This is a genomic window from Nocardioides allogilvus (assembly GCF_003047285.1).
GTDB classification, from domain to species: Bacteria; Actinomycetota; Actinomycetes; order Propionibacteriales; family Nocardioidaceae; genus Nocardioides; species Nocardioides allogilvus.
Genome location: NZ_PZYX01000015.1, coordinates 1 through 19,558 on the forward strand (window position 1 = coordinate 1; position 19,558 = coordinate 19,558).

The window sequence follows — 19,558 nt, forward strand, 5'->3', positions numbered from 1 at the left end:
GAACCCGAGATCGGAGCCCACGACCTGCCCGCACTCACCGCCTGAACCACCAACGAAGGAGAACGCAGCGCTACACCACTACCTGGGACTTGACCTTGCCTGCCTGCCAATGAGTGGGCCGTGACTTCTGCAATGACCCATTGGGCGACATCGCTACCCCCAGCCCGTCGTGGGCAGACGTCGGTGGAACGCATCGCATCGTGCTGCAAATTCCAGGCCCATCCACGGCTATCCAGCCTCATCCAGTACCGAATTGAAGAGCACTCACACGGCAGCGCTTGCGGACAAGTTGCGGACAAGCGGCCCTTGGGAAAGCAAGAGACGGCTCCCGGATCTCTCCGGAAACCGCCTCTGACCTGCACTTTTGCTTTGTAGCGGGGGCAGGATTTGAACCTGCGACCTCTGGGTTATGAGCCCAGCGAGCTACCGAGCTGCTCCACCCCGCGCCGGTGAAAAGAACCTTACGCGATGGAGTGCGAGGAGCCCAAATCGGGGTCAGTCGCGCGACTCCGCAAGCTCCACGGCCTGCGTGATGAGGTCGCGACCCTCTTCCATCAACCGTGCCCAACCGACCGAGTTCCCGTTGGTCTGGGCGCGGTCGGCGGCGTCGAACTTCGCCTCGGCCTGGGCCAGCAGCGAGCGGATCCGGTCGTCCACTGATCCCGTCGGCTGCTCGGGCTCGGGCTCGCCGGGGCCGGGGTCCGGCTCCGGGTCGGGCTCGGGGACGGTCACGACGGGCGAGACACCGAGCACGTCGGCGATCGCCTCGCGCAGGGATCTGCCGATCCCGACCTTGTCCCCGTAGGAGACGAGCACGAACCGGAGGATCGGGAAGCTCGACTCGCTGCCCGACCGCTTGGCATACAGCGGCTGGACATACATCAACCCGTCGCTCACCGGCAGCGTCAGCAGGTTGCCGTAGACCGGCGTGACGTTGCCCTGGCTGAACGAGAAGACCTCTTCGCGCACGTCTTCGTCCGAGCTGATCTCGTTCGCGATCTGCCCCGGCCCGGCGGTGCGCTCGTTGGGGAGCTCGAGCACGGTGATCTGACCGTAGTCCTCGCTCTCCGCGTCACTGTTGACGGACATGAACGACGCCAGGTTGTTCTTCTCACGCGGCACGTAGACCGAGGTGAGGGCCCAGGTGTCATCAAGGAAGAGCCGGTAGGGCGGCTGCTGGGTGCTGTCGTCCTGGGGGTCCTTCGGGACGGCCCAGCGGTTCGCGCCGTCGTACCAGTCCTTGGCGTCGGTGAGGTGGTAGCGCGCGAAGTGGTGGCGCTGCGCCTTGAACAGGTCGTCGGGGTAGCGCAGGTGCGACAGCAGCGAGTCCGGGATCGCCGACTTCGGCTCCACGACGTCGGGGAAGACCTCGCTCCACGCCTTGAGGATCGGGTCCTCCTCGTCCCAGGCGTAGATGTGCACGGTGCCGTCATAGGCATCGACCGTCGCCTTGACGGCGTTGCGCATGTAGTTGATCTCGTCGGTCGGCAGCGTCTGGAAGCCCGGCGTCTCGGTGAGCGAGTCGTCGGTCATGTCCTCGAGCGATTCGCGCTGGGACAGCGGGAAGCGGTCGGTGACGGTGTAGCCGTCGAGGATCCACTGGATCTTCCCGTCGATCACGGCGGGATAAGGGTCGGAGTCGACCGTCAGCCACGGTGCGACCTTCTCCACCATCCGCCGCGGATTGCGGTCGTAGAGGATCTTGCTGTCCTCGTGCACGCGCCCCGACAGCACCAGGTTCGGCTCGCCGAACCTCACGGCATAGAGCACCTTGTCGAGAAGGTTGCCGATCGGCACGCCACCGGCACCGTCATAGGAGGTGGTCTGGTTCTCGTCGTCCCGCTCGCCCTTGGGCAGGTCGAGCTCGACCGAGCTACCTCCCTCCTTCTGACCCACGATCGAATAGGACGGGCTCGTCTCGCCGTAGTAGACGCGCGACTCATAGCCCGTCTCGGTGAGGTTGGTCAGCGCGCTCTCGTCGGTCTCCTGGCCCTCGGCCCACTCGATCGTCTGCGACTGCTTGGCATCGTCCTGCGGACGCTGGTTGGCGTACGCCGCGATGACGCCGTTGCCATGCGTGTAGACCGTGTGCAGGTTGGACCAGTTCTTGTCGCTGTCCGCCAGTCCTGCTTGGTCGAGCTCGCGCACCCCGAGCACCAGCGCCCGGTCGGTGCCGTCGATCTCGTAGCGATCGACGTCGAGCACGTTGGGCACGGAGTAGTAGGCACGCACCTGCTGCTCCTGCTCGAAGGTCTGGCTGACGATCTTCGGGTCCACCAGCGGCACCGACGACGTCCCGGCGTCCAGGGCAGCAAGGTCGCCGTCACCAGACGTCGCGGGGTCCGAGGAGTACGGCGTCACCTCGATGTCATCGAGGTTGAAGGCGAGCCGCGTGGCATCGATGTTCTCCTTGATGTAGGACCCCTCCTTGTCCGGGACGTTGGGGCTGACCTGGAACTGCTGCACCACGCCGGGCACGATCAGTCCGAGCAGCACCGCCGACAGCGCGAGCAACGCGATGCCCATCGACGGCAGCAGCCACGTGCGCCGCCAGATGTTGAGGAAGAACAGCACCGCACAGATCAACGCGATGCCGGTGAGGATCTCCTTGGCCGGCAGCACGGCGTGGTCGTCGGTGTAGCCCATGCCGGTGAACAGCGAGCCCGAGCCGGTCACGAGGTCGAACCGGTCGAGCCAGTAGTCGGCGGCCTTGGCCAGCACGAAGACGCCGAGCAGGGCGGAGAGGTGCACCTGGGCGGCCCCGCTGAGGCGGTCGCGCGGGACGGACAGGCGGATGCCGCCGTACAGGTAGTGGACCAGGGCAGCGGCCATCAGGCCGATCACCGCCAGCGCCATCACGAAGTCGGTGAGGTAGTGCCACCACGGCAGCTCGAAGACGTAGAAACCGGCGTCGCGGTTGAAGTAGGGGTCGGTGTGGCCGAAGGGCGAGGAGTGCCGCCACAGGGAGAACTCACGCCACTGGCCCGAGGCGGAGGCGCCGGCGAAGATGCCCATCAGCGCCGAGACGCCGCCGAAGAGCCAGCCCATGACCGGGGCCACGGCCTCGCGGTAGCGGGCGAGGTTGGCGTCACCGCCGCTCAGCAGCATGGGGCGGGCGCGGTAGGCCAGCGCGAGGTTGAGTGCGACGACTGCCGCCATCACCCCACCGAAGACCAGGAAGAGCCCGATCCGCGTCCACAGCAGCGTCTGGAAGACCGACCCGAAGCCGGCTGCCTTGAACCACAGCCGCTCGGTCCAGAACGACGCGATGCCGGTCAGGCTCAGGAACAGCACGACCAGCACGGCCGCGGCGATGATCAGCGTGCGCGAGCGACCCGTCCGCGCGGGCGGAGGCTGCTCCGCATGGCGCTCGGGCTCGGCATCGAACATCCCACTCACAATTCCTCCAAGGTGCTTCGCAACAGCTCGAGCAGGCCGGGCACGAGCTCGGTGCCGTCAACGACCGACTGGTCGTCGTCGTGGGCCCGCAGGCGCAGGGCACAGTACGTCGCGCCGGCGCGCGTGGCACCGGCGACGATCCGCACCTCCTGCCGCAGCGGGTGCTCGCGGGCGAACTCCTCGGCGGCGGCCGGGTCGTCGGGGATCTCGGCGTCCACGTCGGGCGGCAGGACCAGGCGCTCCACCACGGCGGCACACCCGGTCACCTCCGGAGGCCACACGATCGACTCCAGCGTCACCTCGAGCGGCTGGTCCGGGAGGGCGTCCTGCTCGACGGAGGTGAAGGAACCCTCGGCGGCCGCGGCGTCCAGCCCCATCTGCGAGGCGAGCGTCGGCTCCTGGGCCACGATCCGAGCGGTGTCGACCAGGGCATAGAGGCGGGCGGGCTGGTCCCAGCCGGCCTCGGCGATGTGGGACTCGATCTCGAGCACCGCGGCCGCCAGGGCCGGGTCTTGCGGGAGGGAGATCTCGGTCATGCGGCGTCCTTCGTCATGCAGGGTCCTCACAGGTGGGCAGGGGGGCGTCGTGGTCGTCGGCCCAGGTGCTGATGGCCTCGACGGCGTCGTGCATGGTCTCGACCCGCACCAGGCGCATGTCACCGGTGTCGAGGTCCGTGGTGTCCGCACAGTTGTCGGCAGCCACCATGAACAGGCGGGCGCCGGCGGACTCGGCGCCGGCGATCTTCTGGGCGATGCCGCCGATCGCGCCGGCCCTGCCCTCGGCGTCGATGGTGCCGCTGCCGGCGATCACCTCTCCCCCGCTCAGCGAGCCGGGCGTGAGGGTGTCGTAGATCGCCAGCGAGAACATCAGCCCGGCACTCGGTCCGCCGATGTTGTCGCCGATGTCGACCGTGACGTCGAAGGGGAAGGTGAAGCCGGGGCCGGGCGTGATGCCGATCCGCTTGTCGCCCTCCACCTCGCGGGGCGTGACGTCGACGCTGACCTCCTTGCCCTTGCGGAGGACGACGAAGCTCAGCGGCTGGCCCAGCGGCGTCCGGTCGACGGCCTCGACCACGTCCTCGGCGGAGTCGACCTCGACCCCGCCGACGGAGACCAGGACATCGCGAACCTGGAGCTTGCCGTCGGCCGGCAGGCCCTTCTCGACGAAGAGGACCTCGACCTCGGGCTGGACGTCGTAGCCCAGCTCGGTCAGCGCCGTCGCGATCGCGGCGTCCTGCGATGAGACCATCTGGACCGCCGACTCGGCGTCGCTGGACTCGTCGGTCTCCTCGGGCGCATAGACGGCGTCATAGGGATAGACCGCTTCCGAGGGAGCGATCCAGGCCCTGATCAGCTCCTCGAGCGTGACGTCCTCCTGCGGCTGGTCGACGTAGATGGTGGTGAGCCGCAGCTCGCCGTCGTCGCGGTAGGCCTCGTGCCCGGAGACCTCGACGATCTCCTTGCCCTCCGGCGCGGCGAGGATGTCGACACTCGGTCCGGGGCGGTAGGTGACATAGGGCAACGGCTGCGTGCCGACGAAGACGAACAGCCCGAGGAGCAAGGGCACGGCCAGCAACCCCGCAAGCGTCCGCTGACTCATGGGCCCACCCTCTCAAATGCCTGCAAGCCCCCGGCACCTGACCGGGTCGCGAGCTCGACCAATCCGGCGGGTGGGTGACTCCGAACACACCGCATCCCGGCTCACAGACGAGTCCGGGGCAGCACAGGTCGGCGTACGAATCCCTGCAGTGCCGACCGGTGCCGACACCAAGGAGTAGTTGTCCATGACTCGCTCACGACCCACCAAGCGACAAGGGGCAGTAGCCCTCGCCTGTGCCGGCGGCATGCTGACCGCAGTCGGTTTCGCCGGGCTCGGTCCGCTCTCGGCCACCGCGTCCAGCCACCGCGAGGCCCCGCTCATCGCGGGCACCCCCCAGTACGACACCACTGACGTGTATGCGTTCCGGAGTCCGGAGAAGCAGAGCACCGTCACCCTGGCGGCCAACTGGCTGCCGTTCCAGGAGCCGGCAGGTGGTCCGAACTTCTACAGCTTCGCCACCGACGCGCAGTACGACATCCACGTCGACAACAACGCGGATGCCAAGCCCGACGTGACGTTCCGGTGGACCTTCAAGGACCACTACGTCTCCAAGGACACGTTCCTGGCCGCGACCGGTCCGGTGACGTCGCTCAAGGACAAGAACCTGAACTACTACCAGACCTACAAGCTGGCCCGGATCAAGAAGGGCAAGTCGAAGACCATCGTCAACAACCGGCGTGTGGCGCCCTCGAACATCGGCGCCGCGTCGATGCCCGACTACGCCAAGCTCCGCAACGAGGCGACGATCAAGGTCGGCAAGAGCGTCAAGTCGTTCGTCGGTCAGGCCGAGGACTCGTTCTTCCTCGACCTGCGCGTCTTCGACCTGCTCTACGGCGGTGACCTCTCCGAGGCCGGCGACGACACCCTGGCCGGCTTCAACGTCAACTCGGTCGCCCTCCAGGTGCCGCAGCGCTGGGTCGCCAAGAAGGGCAACGCCAAGAAGAACCCGGTGATCGGGGTCTGGTCGACGACGTCCAAGAAGTCGACCAACGGCAAGTTCCAGCAGGTCTCCCGTCTGGGCAACCCGCTGGTCAACGAGGTCGTCATCCCGCTGAAGCTCAAGGATGCGTTCAACGGCCTCAAGCCGACCGGTGACGCAGCCGCGCTCAAGTACGTCACCCACCCGGAGCTGCCCAAGCTCATCGAGGCCGTCTACGGGATCAAGGCCCCCAAGACTCCTCGTAACGACCTCGTCTCGGTGTTCCTCACCGGTGTCAAGGGCCTCAACATGCCCAAGGGCAAGATCACCCCGAGCGAGCAGCTTCGCCTCAACATGTCCACCCCGGTCACCGAGGAGCCCAACCGGCTCGGTGTGATCGGCGGCGACAACCAGGGCTTCCCCAACGGCCGCAGGCTCGGTGACGACGTCATCGACATCGCGCTCCAGGTCGTCGAGGGTGAGCTCGTCGGAAGTGCCAACGACCTCGGTGACGGCGTCGACAGCAACGATGTCGCCTTCGGGGACACCTTCCCCTACCTGGCCCTCCCGGCCAGTGGCAGCAACGCTGACCCGCACCCGTCCACGGGTGCTGCGGCGAAGCAGTCCAGCGACAAGGGCGGCCTGCTCGGCATCGAGCCGAGCCGCAGCAGCTCCATGGCTGCGATCGGCGTGGGGCTCTTCGCCCTGCTCGCCGGCATCGGTGGCGCCGCACGGCGCCGCAAGGCCTGACCCCTCCCAACCTGCCCGGCCGCGCGGCCTCAGCTGCGCGGCCGGGCGGAACCAATCGATCGTCTCGGCAGGAGCCCTGTCCCCATGCGCAGAAGCTTGATCGTGATCGGCATCGGCGTGGCGCTCGCCGTCTCGGGCGGCATCGGCGTCGCGAGCACGACCGACCAGACGACCGCGCCCACCGTGTCATCGCCCGCTCAGGTCGTCCCCGACTCGGGGCAGGACCTCACGGCGACCATCACCGCCCTGCAGTCCACCCTGCGGCGCGTCCCCGAGGACCACGTGTCCTGGGCCGGCCTGTCGCTCGCCTACGTCGAGCAGGCCCGCGTCACGGGACTCGCCTCCTACTACGACAAGGCCGACGAGGCCGCTGCGCGCTCCTTCGAGATCGAGCCCGACGAGAACTTCCACGCCCTCACCGCCGACGCCGCCATCGCGGCGGCTCGCCACGACTTCGGCCAGGCGCTCGACAGCGCGGAGCAGGCGCTGGCCGTCAACCCCCGCGACCTCGGCGCCCTGGCGGTCCGCATCGACGCCCTCAACGAGCTCGGCCGCTACGACGCCCAGCTCCGGGCCCTGCGCACCGCCGACCGCCTTCAGCCCAGTACGGCGATCGCAGCCCGCTACTCCTACGCCTACGAGCTCCGGGGCGACCTGGAGCGGGCCGGCGACATCCTGCGCCGCGCGGCGGCCTCGGCCACCCGCGCCGACCAGGCCTACGTCCTGACCCTGCGCGCCGACATCCTGCGCAAGCAGGGTCGTCTGCCGGCGGCCGGTCGCGACCTGGACACCGCCCTGCGGGCCGTGCCCGGACACCTGCCTGCGCTCGTCTCCACCGCCCGCCTCCAGGTCGCACGAGGTGAGCTCGACGCGGCTGTGGAGACGTGGCGCGACGTCGTCTCCCAGCAGCCCCTGCCCGAATACCTCACCGAGCTCGGCGAGCTGCTCGAGCACCTCGGCCGCGACCAGGAGGCGGCGACTCAGTTCGACGTCGTCCGGACCACCATCGAGCTGCTCGACGCCAGCGGGGTCGGCACCGACCTCGAGACGGCCCTGTTCGAGGCCGACCACGGTTCCGCTGACCGCGCACTCACGCAGGCCCGGGCCGAGTGGGATCGCCGCACGAGCGTGCACGTCGCCGACGCCTATGCCTGGGCGCTGCACGGCGCCGGTCGCGACGAGGACGCCCTGCGGATCTCCCGGGCCGCCACCCGGCTCGACACCCCTGAGGCCAGGTTCTGGATCCACCGCGGCACCATCGAGGCCGCCCTGGGCATGACGGACGCGGCCCGCACCCACCTGCGTCGAGGGCTCGACACCGACCCCGGCCTGTCGCCGTGGCAGCGTGACCGGGCCCGCGCGACCCTCGCCCGTCTCTCCGACGGCCCCGGCGACTCCACGAAGGGCACCCGATGAAGACCCTGCTGCGCCTGCTGCTCGCCTTCGGCGCGATCACCGCGTGCCTGTTCGTGACCGCGGCCCCGGCCTCGGCCCACCCCCTCGGCAACTTCACCGTCAACCGCTACACCGGCATCCTCGTCTCCCCGACCGGCGTCCAGGTCGACCACGTCGTCGACCTCGCCGAGATCCCGACCGCCCAGCTGGGCCGGGCCATCGACGACCTGCCGGCGCTCGCCGGGCGTGAGTGCGCCACCACCGCTCGCGGCCTCGACCTCTCGGCCGCGGGCACCGCCGTACCCCTCACGCTGACCAGCTCCGAGGCCACGATCGCCGACGGCGAGGGCGGCCTGCCGATCACGCGCATCACCTGTGCCTTCAGCGGCCAGGCCGACATCGGCGCGGGCGAGATCACCTTCGAGGACCGCAGCGCACCGGGCTCCGTGGGTTGGCGCGAGATCACTGCCGTCGGCGACGAGATGACCCTGACCAGCTCGGACGTCCCTGCCGTCAGCACCAGCGACCGCCTGACCGCCTACCCCGAGGACCTGCTGCAGTCACCGCTCGACGTCACCTCCGCGACGCTCCTCGTCTCCCCCGGCGGCCCCGCCGGCGTGCTGCCCGGGAGCGGCGACGCCGACCCGACGACCACCGACGGCAGCTGGTTGTCGTCGAAGGCCACCGCCCTGCTGGGCGACAACGGCTGGTTCGCAGCCGTCCTCGCCCTGCTGGCCGCTCTCGCCCTCGGCGCCACGCACGCCCTCTCGCCCGGGCACGGCAAGACGGTGATGGCGTTCTACCTCTCCCAGCGCGGCGACTCCTCCGTGCGCTCCGCGCTCGCGGTCGGCAGCGCCGTGACCGCCGCGCACACCGGGTCGGTGCTGCTCCTCGGGCTGCTCGTCTCCTTGAGCAGTGCCTTCGTGCCGGCGCGGCTCTATCCCTGGCTCACCCTCGCCACCGGGCTCCTGATCGTCGGCCTCGGTCTCTACCTCCTGGCTCGCCTCCGCTCGAACGAGGGCGGCGGGCACGGACACGGCCATGGTCACGGTCACGGGCACGGACACGGCCACGGGCATGGCCATGGCCACGAGCAGTCCGCCGAGCCCGAGCAGCAGTCCTCCGTGGCGCTGGCACCGGCGGTCGTCGCGGCCCCGGCCGAGCCGGAGGCCACGCCCGGTCGCCTGGGCGTGTGGGTGATGGGCCTGGTCGGTGGACTCGTGCCGAGCCCCTCGGCCCTGCTCCTGCTCCTCGCCGCGGTCGCGCTGGGTCGCGCCTGGTTCGGCTTCGTCCTGGTCTTCGCCTTCGGCGTCGGTATGGCGCTCTCGCTGGCCGCCGTCGGGCTGCTGGCCCGCGACCTGGTGCTGCGCCTGGAGGGCCTGGCCGAGCGCCGCGGCTTCCTGGGCGGCAACGTCCGCACGTTCCTGCGCTACGGCGCCGCGATCGGCATCTGCGCGGTCGGGACCGGAGTGGTCATCCGCACGCTCGTGAATTTCTGAGCCGTTCGCCAATCCGGGCGAGGGGTTCGCGCCGAACTCTGGTTGTTGCACATCGCGTGCAACAAGATCCGGGAGGTCCACCGATGCACGTCCCCGACGGTTTTCTCGACGCCCCCACGTCGCTGGCCACCGCGGCCGTCGCCGCCGCCGCGATCGGCATCGCCCTGCGTGGTGCCCGGCGCGAGCTCGACGACCGCATCGCGCCGCTGGCCGGCCTGGTGGCGACCTTCGTCTTCGCCACCCAGATGCTCAACTTCCCGGTCGCGGGCGGGACCAGCGGCCACCTCATGGGCGGCGCCCTCGCGGCGATCCTCGTCGGCCCCTACACCGGCCTGCTCTGCCTGACCGTGGTCCTGGTCGTGCAGTCGCTGCTGTTCGCCGACGGCGGGATCACCGCGCTCGGCACCAACGTCGTACTGATGGGCATCGTGACCGTGGTCGTCGGCTGGGTGGGCTTCCGGGCCGCGCAGCTCGTGCTGCCCAAGCGCCTGTCCATGGTCGCGCCGGCTGCCGCGCTGGGAGCCGCGGCGTCGGTGGTGGCCAGCGCCGCGACGTTCGTCGTCCTCTACTCCGTGGGCGGCGTCATCGCGATCCCCTTCGACACCTTGCTGACGGCGATGGTCAGCGTTCACACGGTCATCGGCCTCGGCGAGGCCGCCATCACCTTCCTGGTGGTCGCCAGCATCGTCTCGGTGCGACCCGACCTCGTCCACGGCGCCCGCCGCGTGCTCGTCGTGCGCGAGCTCGAGACCAGGCTGGTGGCGTCGTGAAGCGCATCTCCACGCGCACCGTCCTCGTGGTCGGGCTGCTGGTCGCCCTGGCGTTGGCCGGCTTCCTGAGCTTCCATGCCTCCAGCAGTCCTGACGGCCTCAACCGGGTCGCCACGGACCTGGGCTTCGCCGAGGCCGAGACCGCTTCGGCGACCCAGGACGGTCCGCTCGCCGGCTACGACCTCGCGGGCGTCGACCACGGTCGTCTCTCGGGCGGCCTCGCCGGCGTCATCGGGTGCCTGGCCGTGCTCGGCCTCATGTCCGTGCTGGTCCTCGTCCGCCAGCGCTCCCCGCGCCCGGCCCGGACGCGGGGCGAGTGACGTGGGCGCCCCGCACGGGCACCGGCTGCACTACCACGGCCACTCCCCCCTCCACCGGGCTCCGGCCCACCTCAAGGTCGCCGGGCTCGTGGGCTTCATGCTCGTCGTCGTCGCGACGCCCGTCCCCTGGCTGCCCGCGTTCGCTGCGTACGCCGCTGTGCTGGCCGTCCTCGTCGTGCTCTCCGGCGTCCCGGTGCCCTACCTCGCGCGGCGGATGGTCGTCGAGACGCCGGTGCTCGTCTTCGCCGCGCTCCTCCCGTTCGTCGCCACGGGACCGCAGGTCGAGGTGCTCGGGGTCTCGCTGACCGAGGCAGGGCTGGTCGCGGGCGGGGGTCTCGTCATGAAGGCGACCCTGGGCGTGCTGGCCAGCCTGCTGCTCGCCGCGACGACCGACCCGCGCGACCTGCTCATCGGGCTGGAGCGCCTGCGGGTGCCCGCCCAGCTGGTCCAGATCATGGGGTTCATGGTGCGCTACCTCGACGTCGTGACCGACGAGCTCCGGCGAATGAAGACCGCCCGCGAGTCCCGAGGCTTCACCGCCCGCAATCCGCGACACTGGCCGGTGATCGGCCGCTCGGCCGGAGCCTTGTTCATCCGCTCGTTCGAACGTGGCGAGCGCGTCCACCTCGCGATGATCTCGCGCGGACACAACGGGAGCCTGCGCCGATGACCACCCCAGTGCTCGACCTCCAGTCGGTGGCCTACGCCTATCCCGACGGCCACCAGGCGCTCTTCGGCGTCGACCTGCACGTGCACCGCGGCGAGCGCGTCGCCGTCCTCGGCCCCAACGGTGCCGGCAAGACCACGCTCGTGCTGCACCTCAACGGCATCCTGCTCCCCGGCCGCGGCACCGTGACGGTGTCCGGGCTCCCGGTCGTGAAGGACAACCTGGCCGAGATCCGCCGCCGGGTCGGCATCGTCTTCCAGGACCCCGACGACCAGCTCTTCATGGGCAGCGTGCGCGACGACGTCGCCTTCGGACCGCGCAACCTGGGGCTGCGCGGGGCCGAGCTCGATCGCCGGGTCATGACGGCGCTCGACATGGTCGGGATGGCCGACTTCGTGGACCGTCCCCCGCACCACCTGTCGTTCGGCCAGCGTCGCCGGGTGGCCGTGGCCACGGTGCTGGTCATGGAGCCGGAGATCATCGTGCTCGACGAGCCGAGCTCCAACCTCGACCCGGCATCGCGCCGAGAGCTCGCCGACATCCTCACCAGCCTCGACGTGACGCTGATGATGGTCACCCACGACCTGCCCTACGCCTTGCAGCTGTGCCCCCGGGCGGTGGTGCTCTCCGACGGCATCGTCGCCGCGCAGGGCCGCACGATCGACATCCTCACCGACGACGCGATGATGAAGTCCCACCGGCTCGAGCTGCCCTACGGCTTCGACCCGCACACCTGCTGAGACCTCAGCGGCGGGTGGGGCGCACGGCGATGCCCGTGCTGCGGTCGGCCACCCGAGCCGGTCGCGGAGGCAGCTTCGCGAGGTGGTCCTTCTCGAGCGCCTTCTGGAGGCGTTGTACGGCGACGTCCCGGTCGACCTCGCCGCGACCCTCGCGGCCCTGCCAGCCCACCCATGCCATCGCGCCCACAGTCACCAGGGCAGGCGGCACGAGCCACCACAGGATCTCCACGACGTCAGGGTAGGCCGACCCACTCCTCCGCACCGTCCGCGAAACGCTGGTGCTTCCAGATCGGCACCTCCGACTTCAAGGTGTCGATCAGCGCCCGCGAGGCGTCGAAGGCAACGCCGCGGTGGCTGGCCGTGGTCGCGACGATGACGGCGATGTCCCCGATCTCCAGGTGTCCGACGCGGTGTACGGCGACGAGCCCGTGCACGTCGTGGGCCCCCGCCACGCGGTCGCAGACGTCGCGCAACCGGTCCAGGGCCGTCGGATGGGCGCTGTAGTCGAGCGAGGTGACGCCCTGCCCGCCGTCGTGGTCGCGGACGCGGCCGACGAACAGGGTCAGCCCGCCGGCGGCCTCGTCGTCGAGGGCGCGCACGACCTCGTCGACGTCGAGAGGCTCGTCCCGGATCTCGACGAGCCGAACGGCGGTGTGCGGTGAGGCCTGGGTCATGCTCCGAGTGTAGTTATCGTGCTGGGCCCGGTGAGTACGGTTGAGGCATGAGCAACACACCCGGTGACGGCCCGGACGAGCAGAACCCCTTCAAGGGCACCCCCTTCGAGCAGCTGTTCAGCGGCCTCGCCGGAGGCCTCGGCGGCGCCGGCGCAGGGATGCCCGACCTGAGCGCGCTGATGAGCCAGATGCAGGCCTTCATGCAGCCCCACGACGGCCCGGTCAACTGGGCGGTCGTCACCGACACCGCGCGCAAGGTCTCGGCGCAGGAGGCGGACCCCACGCCCAGCCAGGCCCAGCGCGACGCGGTGGCGGACGCCGTGCGGCTGGCCGACCACTGGCTCGACGAGGCGACCGAATTCCCGTCCGGGGTGAGCACCACCGCGGCGTGGAGTCGCGCCGAGTGGATCGTGGAGACCACCGACGTCTGGAAGCGCCTCGTCGAGCCGATCGCCGGCTCTGCGGTCGGCGCCCTCGGCAACGCCCTGCCCGAGGAGGCCCGGGCGATGGCCGGTCCGCTGCTGGGCATGCTCGGCAAGGCCACCGGCGCGATGGTCGCCTCCCAGGTCGGCCAGGGTGTGGGCGCGCTGTCGAGCGAGGTGCTCGGCGCGTCCGACATCGGACTCCCCCTCGGCCCCGACGGCAAGGCCGCGCTGCTGCCCGCCAACGTCGACGCGTTCGCGGCCGAGCTGGATGTCAGCGCCGACGACGTCCTGCTCTACCTCGCGCTCCGCGAGGCCGCCCACCAGCGTCTGTTCGCCAACGCGCCGTGGCTGCGCGAGCACCTCATCGGTGCGGTGACGGCCTACGGCCAGGGCATCGAGATCAACACCGCCGGCATCGAGGAGAAGCTCCGCGAGATCGACCCCACCAACCCGATGGCGATGCAGTCGGCCATGGAGGGCGGGCTCTTCGACCTCGCCAAGTCGCCCGCCCAGCAGGCCGCGCTCGAGCGCCTCGAGATCACGCTCGCGCTCGTCGAGGGCTGGGTCGACGAGGTCGTCTCCCAGGCGACCGAGACCCGGATGCCCACCGCCGCCAAGCTGCAGGAGACCGTCCGCCGCCGCCGCGCGGCCGGCGGCCCGGCCGAGGACGCGTTCGCCGCGCTCGTCGGCCTCGAGCTGCGTCCCCGCCGCCTGCGCGACGCCTCCACGCTGTGGGGCTCGTTGCGCACCCGCCAGGGCACCGAGGCCCGCGACGGCGTGTGGATGCACCCCGACCTGCTCCCGACGGCCGCCGACCTCGACGACCCGCTCGGGTTCCGGGAGGACGCCGCGTCGCCGGAGTCGCTGTCGGACGAGGACTTCGACGCCGGGCTGCGCGAGCTGCTCGACGGACCGGCCGACCCCGGCCCGGACGCACAGCCCGACGAGTGATCCACGACGACGCGCTCGCCCTGCTGGCGAGCTGGACCCCACCGAGCCCCCACGACGAGACGCTGCGCGATCGCTACCTCGCGCACCTGCGCTCCCGGCCCGACGGACTGCTGAAGTCCTGCTTCCCCGACCACCTGACCGCGGGGGTGATCGTCGTGTCACCCGACGCCAGCGCCGTACTCCTCAACCACCACCGCAAGGCCGATGCGTGGCTGGCCTTCGGCGGCCACATCGAGCCCGGCGACGCGACGCTGGCCGCGGCGGCACGGCGCGAGCTGGTGGAGGAGTCCGGGTTGACGGTCTTCGACTTCGACCCGACGCCGCTCTCGCTCGACGAGCACGCCGTGGACTTCTGCTCCGACCGCGGCACCGTCCACCACCTCGACGTCCGGTTCGTGGCCACCACGGTCCCCGACGACGAGCACGTGGTCAGCGACGAGTCGCTCGACGTGCGCTGGTGGCCGGTCGACGCGCTGCCGCAGACCTTCGACGACATGTATCGCCTGATCGACGCGGCGATCACCCGCGTCGCTCAGTCGATCTTGCCGCTGTCGCCGTCATAGCCGTCGGGCAGCTCGAGGCGCGCGGCTGACGACCAGCCGGCGAGGTAGCCCTTGGCGCGCTCGGACTTGGGGTAGCGGTCCACCCAGGCCCAGAACTCCGGCCCGTGGCCGGGCTCGAGCAGGTGCGCCAGCTCGTGGATGAGCACGTAGTCCACGACCCACGACGGCATCTGCTGGAGCCGCGCGGACAGGCGGATCGACCGCTCGCCGGGTGTGCACGAGCCCCAGCGCGACTTCTGGTTGGAGACCCAGCGGACGCTCGAGGGCGTGGCCAGGCCGCCGAGCCAGGTGTCGTTGAGGGTGGTCGCACGGGCCAGCAGCTCCTCGTCGCTCGGCTTGCGCCGCGACTCCTTGCGCTCGATGCGCGCCACCATGTCCGCGACCCACTTGGCCTCCTCGCGCTTGCTCATCGAGGCGGGGATGAGCACCACGATGACGTCGCCCTCGCGGTAGGCCGACACCGTCCGGCGCCGCCGCTTGGAGCGGCGGACCTCGACCTCAGCCATGGTTCGCCCACTCGAGCAGCCGTTCGCGCGGCCACGTGTTGACGATCCGGTCGGCGTCGATGCCCGCCTCCTCGGCGCGCTCGCAGCCGTAGTCGAGCATGTCGAGCTGGCCGGGCGCGTGTGCGTCGGAGTCGATCGAGAACAGGCAGCCGAGGTCGCGGGCGAGCTCCAGCAGCTCGGTCGGTGGGTCGCGCCGCTCTGGACGGGAGTTGATCTCGACCGCGGTGTCGTTGTCGCGGCACGCCTCGAACACGGCGCGGGCGTCGAACTGGCTCTGCTTGCGGGTGCCGCGGTTGCCCGTCACCAGGCGCCCGGTGCAGTGCCCCAGCACGTTGGTGCGCGGGTTGCGTACGGCGCCGATCATCCGTCGCGTCATCGCATCGGCGTCCATGGCCAGCTTGGAGTGGACGCTCGCCACACGCACGTCCAGCTGGGCGAGCAGCTCATCGGTCTGGTCGAGGGAGCCGTCGTCGAGGATGTCGACCTCGATCCCCTTGAGCAGGGTGAACGCGCCACCGAGGTGCGCGTTGATCGCCTCGACCACGCCGAGCTGGCGGGTCAGGCGCTCGGCGCTGAGGCCGCGGGCCACCTTGAGGCGTGGCGAGTGGTCGGTGAGCACGAGGTAGTCGTGGCCCAGCTCCATCGCGGTCATCGCCATCTCCTCGATGGGCGAACCGCCGTCGGACCAGTCGGAGTGGGAGTGGCAGTCGCCGCGCAGCCGGGCGCGGAGCTCGCGTCCGCCGCTGGCCAGCGGCCCGGCGTGCTCTGCCTCGAGGGCGGCGAGACGGGCTGGCACCACCCCGCGGCACGCGTCGGCGATGACGGCGGCCGTGCTCGGTCCGATGCCGGCCAGGTCGGTCAGCGTGCCGGCCTCCGCCCGCGCGGTGACCTCGTCGCCGCCGAGCGGCAAGATCACGGCGGCGGCCGAGCGGAAGGCCTGGATGCGACGGGTGTCCTCGCGGGCGCGCTCGAGCAGGAAGGCGATGCGCCGCAGTGCGGCGACCGGCCCACCGGCGTACTCACTCATCGCGTCTCTCGCTCTCTGCCTCGTGGGCGGCACAGATTTCGGTCCACAGGCCGCTGCTCATCATTGTGGCTGGTCACAGGGTCGGTACGCCGGGTGGCCGGGCGTGTCCCCCACAACCTCGTCCCCCGCACGACACAGGTTGTCCCCCGCTCCTGCCTGGTCATGCACACGTTGTCCACAGGCCACTCCACAGCCGTGGAGGGACCCGCATTGACCGCGCCGACCGGTGTCTCATAGGTTTGCCCCAGATGAGGCCCTCGGCCTGTCGGGCTCGACCAGCGTGGGGAAGCGCTCGGTCGGACGCCAGCGGATCGAGGGCCTCTTCTACGTCCGGCTCAGGAGCCGTTGAACTCGGGCGCCCGCTTCTCCTGGCTGGCCCGGATGCCCTCCTGGAGGTCGGCGGTCGCCAGCGTCATCGGCTGGGCCAGCGCCTCCCACTGCAGGGCGCTCTCGAAGTCGGCGTGCCCGCCGTCGGCCAGCGCGATCTTGGTGAGCCGGGTCGCGATCGGCGCGTTGGCGGCGATGTCGGCGGCCACGGCGAGCATCTCGTCCTCGAAGGACGCGCTGTCGATCACCCGCGAGACCAGGCCGATGCGCAGCGCCTCCTCGGCCTCCACCACTCGGCCGGTGAGCAGCAGGTCTCGCGCGTGCGCGTGGCCCACGACGGTGGGCAGGAGGAAGGTCCCCGCCATCCCGGCGTGCATGCCCAGCTTGACGAACGGCACGCCGAGCTTGGCCCCGGTCGCGGCGTAGCGGACGTCGCACGCGAGCGCGAGGCAGAGCCCGGCGCCGATGGCGTGGCCGTTGATGGCCGCGATCGTCGGCACCTCGAGCTTCCGGATCGAGAGCCAGGCCCGGTAGAAGGGCAGCATGCGGTTGCGGAGGTGGTCGACGCTCGCGTCGGGTTCGCTGGAGAGCCAGCCCGTGTTGCCGCCCGAGCAGAACGCCGGGCCCGCACCGGTCACCACGACGGCCCGCACGGACCGGTCGGCGGCGATGTCGTCGATGGCCCGCGCCCACGAAGCGGTCATCTCGTCGCTCATCGCGTTGCGCATGTCGGGGTTGTCGAGGGTGAGCCGGACGACGCCGGGAGAAGGTCGATCGAGGCGGAGATCGGTGTAGGCGGCCGTATTGTCAGACATGGGCGCCACCCTACTGATCTCGCGTGTTGAGCCGGTGCGGGAGCGCGCTTGGCGTAATGTCGATCGCGGACCAGCGGCCCCACGCCGCACGTCCCCGACGGGCTTCCCCACCAATCCCGTCGTGACGAGGCGAGAAAACAAGGAGGCCGTCATGGCGGAGACCTGGAGCGGCGAGTTCTACTGCGTCAAGTGCAAGGAGAAGCGCGAGGCGGAGGGCGAGGTCAGGGTCAACGACAAGGGCACCCGGATGGCCAAGGCCGTCTGCCCCGTCTGCAGCACCAACCTCAACCGCATCCTCGGCAAGGCATGACCTGCACCCCCTGAGCTGAGCAGTCGGCGGCGTCACCCTCGCGGTGGCGCCGCCGCTGCCATTTCCCCGCCTGTGGATGAGCGGGTGCGGGCCGGGCCCGACCTTGCTTGAGTGTCGTCATGGCCTCGACGTCGACCCGGATCCGGGCACAGCTGCACGCGCCGCCCACCTACCTCCCCCACGTCAGTACGGTCGCCGAGCTGGCCGGCCTGCGCCCGACTCCGACCGCCGGCGTCGCCCTCCTCGTCGCCGACCGCGACGAGCCCGCGATGACGGACCGGTGGGCGGTCGACTCGCTCCCCCACCTGGTCGTGCGCCTCGGTGCCGGGTCGGTCCGCGTCGGTCCCTTCGTGCACCCCGGGGTGACCGCCTGCCTGCACTGCCTGACGGTCGGTGGCCTGGTGGTCGACTCCCGACCCGCGGCGTACGGCGATGTGGACCCGGCCCTGATGAGCATCGCCCTGGCCTGGGCGGTGCGTGACCTCGCGACCTGGCAGGCCGGTGGGCTCCCGACCACGTGGTCGACCACGGTGCTGCTCGGCGCCGACCTGCGCCCCGAGGTCACCCGCTGGCCGCGGCACCCGCACTGCGGCTGCTCCTGGGGGCTGGGCGTCGACGTCGGCTGACCGCGCCCCTCACCACCAGGCGCTGTCCAGCTTGCCCTCGATCGCGCGCAGGTGGGTGCGCGAGCACTCGTCGCAGTAGGTGCGCTGGCGGCCGTTCTCGACCGACGTCGTCCAGGTCAGGGTCTCGGCCTCCTCGGCCTGCCGTCCGCAGAAGTCGCAGCTTCGCATGCTCGCAGGCTACGCCCCACGGCGTGCGGGGGTGCCCCGAAATCGCCAGAACCGACACGACCGGGTGGTCGTGCCGGTTCTGCTGCATCACCCGCGATCAGGGCGAGCCCCCGTTGGTTCGAGCTCAGGCTAGATCGCGCGGGCGAGGGCGAGACGCGCCTGCTGCGCGGCCTGTTCGGCCTTGCGGCTCAAGCGACGAGCCAGGGCCAGCTGGTGGCCGCGTCGCAGGTTCTGCGCCTCTCCCAGGCGCGCGGCCATCTGTGCGCGCGCCAGGTCTTCCTGCATCGTGTACATGTGAGTGTCCTTCGTGAAAGTTGTGTTCATGGCTGGGTAGAGCTCCGGTTGGATCGTGAGAAGGTGCCGACGAGCGTCACGCTGCGGCTTCGGTCTTGCGGGGTCGACCGCGGGGACGCTTGCGCGGGATCACCACGCCCTGCAAGAAGAGCTCGCCGCCCCAGACGCCCCACGGCTCGCGCCGTTCGAGGGCGCCGCTGAGGCACATCGCCTGGACCGGGCAGTCCTGGCACAGGGTCTTGGCGTACTCCACATCGGACGGGGACTCGGCAAACCACAGCTCTGCGTCGTTGGTGCGGCAGGGCAGCAGCTCGTCATCCACCTCGGCAGCCGCGTCGTGGAGGTCGCCCAGATCACCCTGGACGGCTTCATCGGCTCGGTTGCGGTCGAGAACACTGATGGTCATGTGTGTCACCTCCTTCTCGTTGACCTGATCGCTGGTGCAGAAAATTCTGGGATCGAGGTCCGCGGCCCTTGAGAAACACAAAGGCCGCGAATCCCGGTGGGGATCCGCGGCCTGGAGGTGAGCCGATTCAGTGTTGTCAACTGATCGGCGGACTCCAGGCGTCAGATCCGGTCGTGCCGTAGGCGGCAGCGAGGCCCGTCACGCGGACAGCGGCGACCCGGCCGCGCCCGACGTGGGAGGTCGGAGCGCAAATGGGCATGCCAAAGTCCGGCGTGAGCGCCGGCTTCTGCCAGGTGATGTTCTTCATGCGGTCCACCTCCTCAGGTGATGGGGCGCCGACCGGTGTCAGTGGTCGTGGTGCGCGACGGGTGATGGGAACAAAAGTAGCGGCTGCTCCGTGTAATGGGC

At 70.5% G+C, this 19,558-nt stretch carries 23 protein-coding genes and 1 tRNA gene; 11 read left to right on the top strand and 13 right to left on the bottom strand.

The genetic code is table 11. The features are described from left to right. Nucleotides 1-372 precede the first annotated feature (372 nt). The 4 genes from C9J87_RS17430 to C9J87_RS17445 all read right to left on the bottom strand — a co-directional run bounded on the left by C9J87_RS17430 (nt 373) and on the right by C9J87_RS17445 (nt 4,998). Nucleotides 373-446: transfer RNA gene (locus C9J87_RS17430), tRNA-Met, on the bottom strand. Nucleotides 447-495: 49 nt separating this feature from the next. Further along, entirely contained in the window at nt 496-3,390 is a 2,895-nt protein-coding gene (locus tag C9J87_RS17435; protein ID WP_010832252.1) for a UPF0182 family membrane protein, read from the bottom strand. 5 nt (nt 3,391-3,395) lie between these two features. Continuing rightward, nucleotides 3,396-3,935: a PPA1309 family protein gene (locus tag C9J87_RS17440; protein WP_010832251.1), complete on the bottom strand. Its 540-nt coding sequence runs from the start codon at nt 3,933-3,935 to the stop codon at nt 3,396-3,398. Between the two features lie 13 nt (nt 3,936-3,948). Next, a complete protein-coding gene (locus C9J87_RS17445; RefSeq protein ID WP_036490389.1) occupies nt 3,949-4,998 on the bottom strand; it encodes a YlbL family protein in 1,050 nt (349 codons plus the stop codon). Nucleotides 4,999-5,182: 184 nt separating this feature from the next. Here C9J87_RS17445 and C9J87_RS17450 point away from each other — a divergent pair, with 184 nt between their 5' ends. The 7 genes from C9J87_RS17450 (at nt 5,183) to C9J87_RS17480 (ending at nt 12,058) form a co-directional block, all read left to right on the top strand. Next, complete coding sequence (locus tag C9J87_RS17450) at nt 5,183-6,667, top strand: DUF4331 domain-containing protein (RefSeq protein ID WP_051204128.1); 1,485 nt, start codon at nt 5,183-5,185, stop codon at nt 6,665-6,667. A gap of 84 nt (nt 6,668-6,751) precedes the next feature. Then, a complete protein-coding gene (locus tag C9J87_RS17455) occupies nt 6,752-8,083 on the top strand; it encodes a tetratricopeptide repeat protein (RefSeq protein ID WP_107706168.1) in 1,332 nt (443 codons plus the stop codon). Further along, nucleotides 8,080-9,561 carry a High-affinity nickel-transporter gene (locus C9J87_RS17460; protein WP_107706169.1) on the top strand — a complete coding sequence of 494 codons (1,482 nt, stop codon included), beginning with the start codon at nt 8,080-8,082 and terminating at the stop codon, nt 9,559-9,561. The genes C9J87_RS17455 and C9J87_RS17460 overlap by 4 nt, the downstream gene beginning before the upstream one ends. Before the next feature lie 83 nt (nt 9,562-9,644). After that, a complete protein-coding gene (locus C9J87_RS17465) occupies nt 9,645-10,331 on the top strand; it encodes an energy-coupling factor ABC transporter permease (protein ID WP_107706170.1) in 687 nt (228 codons plus the stop codon). Further along, nucleotides 10,328-10,651 carry a PDGLE domain-containing protein gene (locus C9J87_RS17470; RefSeq protein WP_107706171.1) on the top strand — a complete coding sequence of 108 codons (324 nt, stop codon included), beginning with the start codon at nt 10,328-10,330 and terminating at the stop codon, nt 10,649-10,651. Before C9J87_RS17465 ends, C9J87_RS17470 begins: the two co-directional genes overlap by 4 nt. 1 nt (nt 10,652) lies before the next feature. Continuing rightward, complete coding sequence (cbiQ, locus tag C9J87_RS17475; RefSeq protein ID WP_107706172.1) at nt 10,653-11,321, top strand: cobalt ECF transporter T component CbiQ; 669 nt, start codon at nt 10,653-10,655, stop codon at nt 11,319-11,321. Further along, nucleotides 11,318-12,058, top strand: coding sequence for an energy-coupling factor ABC transporter ATP-binding protein (locus C9J87_RS17480; RefSeq protein WP_107706173.1), 741 nt, complete (start codon nt 11,318-11,320; stop codon nt 12,056-12,058). Before cbiQ ends, C9J87_RS17480 begins: the two co-directional genes overlap by 4 nt. Before the next feature lie 4 nt (nt 12,059-12,062). Here C9J87_RS17480 and C9J87_RS17485 read toward each other — a convergent pair whose 3' ends face one another. Further along, entirely contained in the window at nt 12,063-12,287 is a 225-nt protein-coding gene (locus C9J87_RS17485; RefSeq protein ID WP_036490384.1) for a hypothetical protein, read from the bottom strand. Between the two features lie 4 nt (nt 12,288-12,291). After that, nucleotides 12,292-12,732, bottom strand: coding sequence for a molybdenum cofactor biosynthesis protein MoaE (locus C9J87_RS17490; RefSeq protein WP_107706174.1), 441 nt, complete (start codon nt 12,730-12,732; stop codon nt 12,292-12,294). Between the two features lie 47 nt (nt 12,733-12,779). Between C9J87_RS17490 and C9J87_RS17495 the strand changes: the two genes are divergently transcribed. Together C9J87_RS17495 and C9J87_RS17500 are read left to right on the top strand one after the other, a co-directional pair. After that, nucleotides 12,780-14,108, top strand: a complete 1,329-nt coding sequence (locus C9J87_RS17495; protein ID WP_107706175.1) for a zinc-dependent metalloprotease — start codon at nt 12,780-12,782, stop codon at nt 14,106-14,108. Beyond that, entirely contained in the window at nt 14,105-14,671 is a 567-nt protein-coding gene (locus C9J87_RS17500; RefSeq protein ID WP_107706176.1) for an NUDIX hydrolase, read from the top strand. The genes C9J87_RS17495 and C9J87_RS17500 overlap by 4 nt, the downstream gene beginning before the upstream one ends. On the opposite strand, the gene C9J87_RS17505 is transcribed toward C9J87_RS17500, so the two are convergent. From C9J87_RS17505 to C9J87_RS17515, 3 genes are all read right to left on the bottom strand, one after another. Further along, a complete protein-coding gene (locus C9J87_RS17505; RefSeq protein WP_107706177.1) occupies nt 14,641-15,177 on the bottom strand; it encodes a M48 metallopeptidase family protein in 537 nt (178 codons plus the stop codon). The genes C9J87_RS17500 and C9J87_RS17505 overlap by 31 nt on opposite strands. Then, on the bottom strand, nt 15,170-16,204 hold the full coding sequence (locus C9J87_RS17510; protein ID WP_010832238.1) for a PHP domain-containing protein: 1,035 nt from the start codon (nt 16,202-16,204) through the stop codon (nt 15,170-15,172). The genes C9J87_RS17505 and C9J87_RS17510 overlap by 8 nt, the downstream gene beginning before the upstream one ends. A gap of 335 nt (nt 16,205-16,539) precedes the next feature. Beyond that, entirely contained in the window at nt 16,540-17,346 is an 807-nt protein-coding gene (locus C9J87_RS17515) for an enoyl-CoA hydratase/isomerase family protein (RefSeq protein ID WP_107706178.1), read from the bottom strand. 151 nt (nt 17,347-17,497) lie between these two features. Here C9J87_RS17515 and C9J87_RS20055 point away from each other — a divergent pair, with 151 nt between their 5' ends. Continuing rightward, on the top strand, nt 17,498-17,656 hold the full coding sequence (locus C9J87_RS20055) for a DUF5679 domain-containing protein (RefSeq protein ID WP_091026547.1): 159 nt from the start codon (nt 17,498-17,500) through the stop codon (nt 17,654-17,656). Nucleotides 17,657-17,775: 119 nt separating this feature from the next. Next, the gene (locus C9J87_RS17520) at nt 17,776-18,282 is read left to right on the top strand and encodes a hypothetical protein (protein WP_010832236.1); all 507 of its coding nucleotides are present in this window, start codon (nt 17,776-17,778) and stop codon (nt 18,280-18,282) included. Nucleotides 18,283-18,291: 9 nt separating this feature from the next. Here C9J87_RS17520 and C9J87_RS20060 read toward each other — a convergent pair whose 3' ends face one another. The 4 genes from C9J87_RS20060 to C9J87_RS19785 form a co-directional block, all read right to left on the bottom strand. Continuing rightward, on the bottom strand, nt 18,292-18,450 hold the full coding sequence (locus C9J87_RS20060) for a hypothetical protein (RefSeq protein ID WP_198016956.1): 159 nt from the start codon (nt 18,448-18,450) through the stop codon (nt 18,292-18,294). A gap of 129 nt (nt 18,451-18,579) precedes the next feature. Next, entirely contained in the window at nt 18,580-18,744 is a 165-nt protein-coding gene (locus C9J87_RS17525; protein ID WP_232211583.1) for a hypothetical protein, read from the bottom strand. Between the two features lie 76 nt (nt 18,745-18,820). Beyond that, nucleotides 18,821-19,150, bottom strand: a complete 330-nt coding sequence (locus C9J87_RS17530) for a WhiB family transcriptional regulator (RefSeq protein ID WP_051204127.1) — start codon at nt 19,148-19,150, stop codon at nt 18,821-18,823. A gap of 136 nt (nt 19,151-19,286) precedes the next feature. Then, nucleotides 19,287-19,457, bottom strand: a complete 171-nt coding sequence (locus C9J87_RS19785) for a hypothetical protein (RefSeq protein ID WP_156887162.1) — start codon at nt 19,455-19,457, stop codon at nt 19,287-19,289. Between the last annotated feature and the right edge of the window lie 101 nt (nt 19,458-19,558).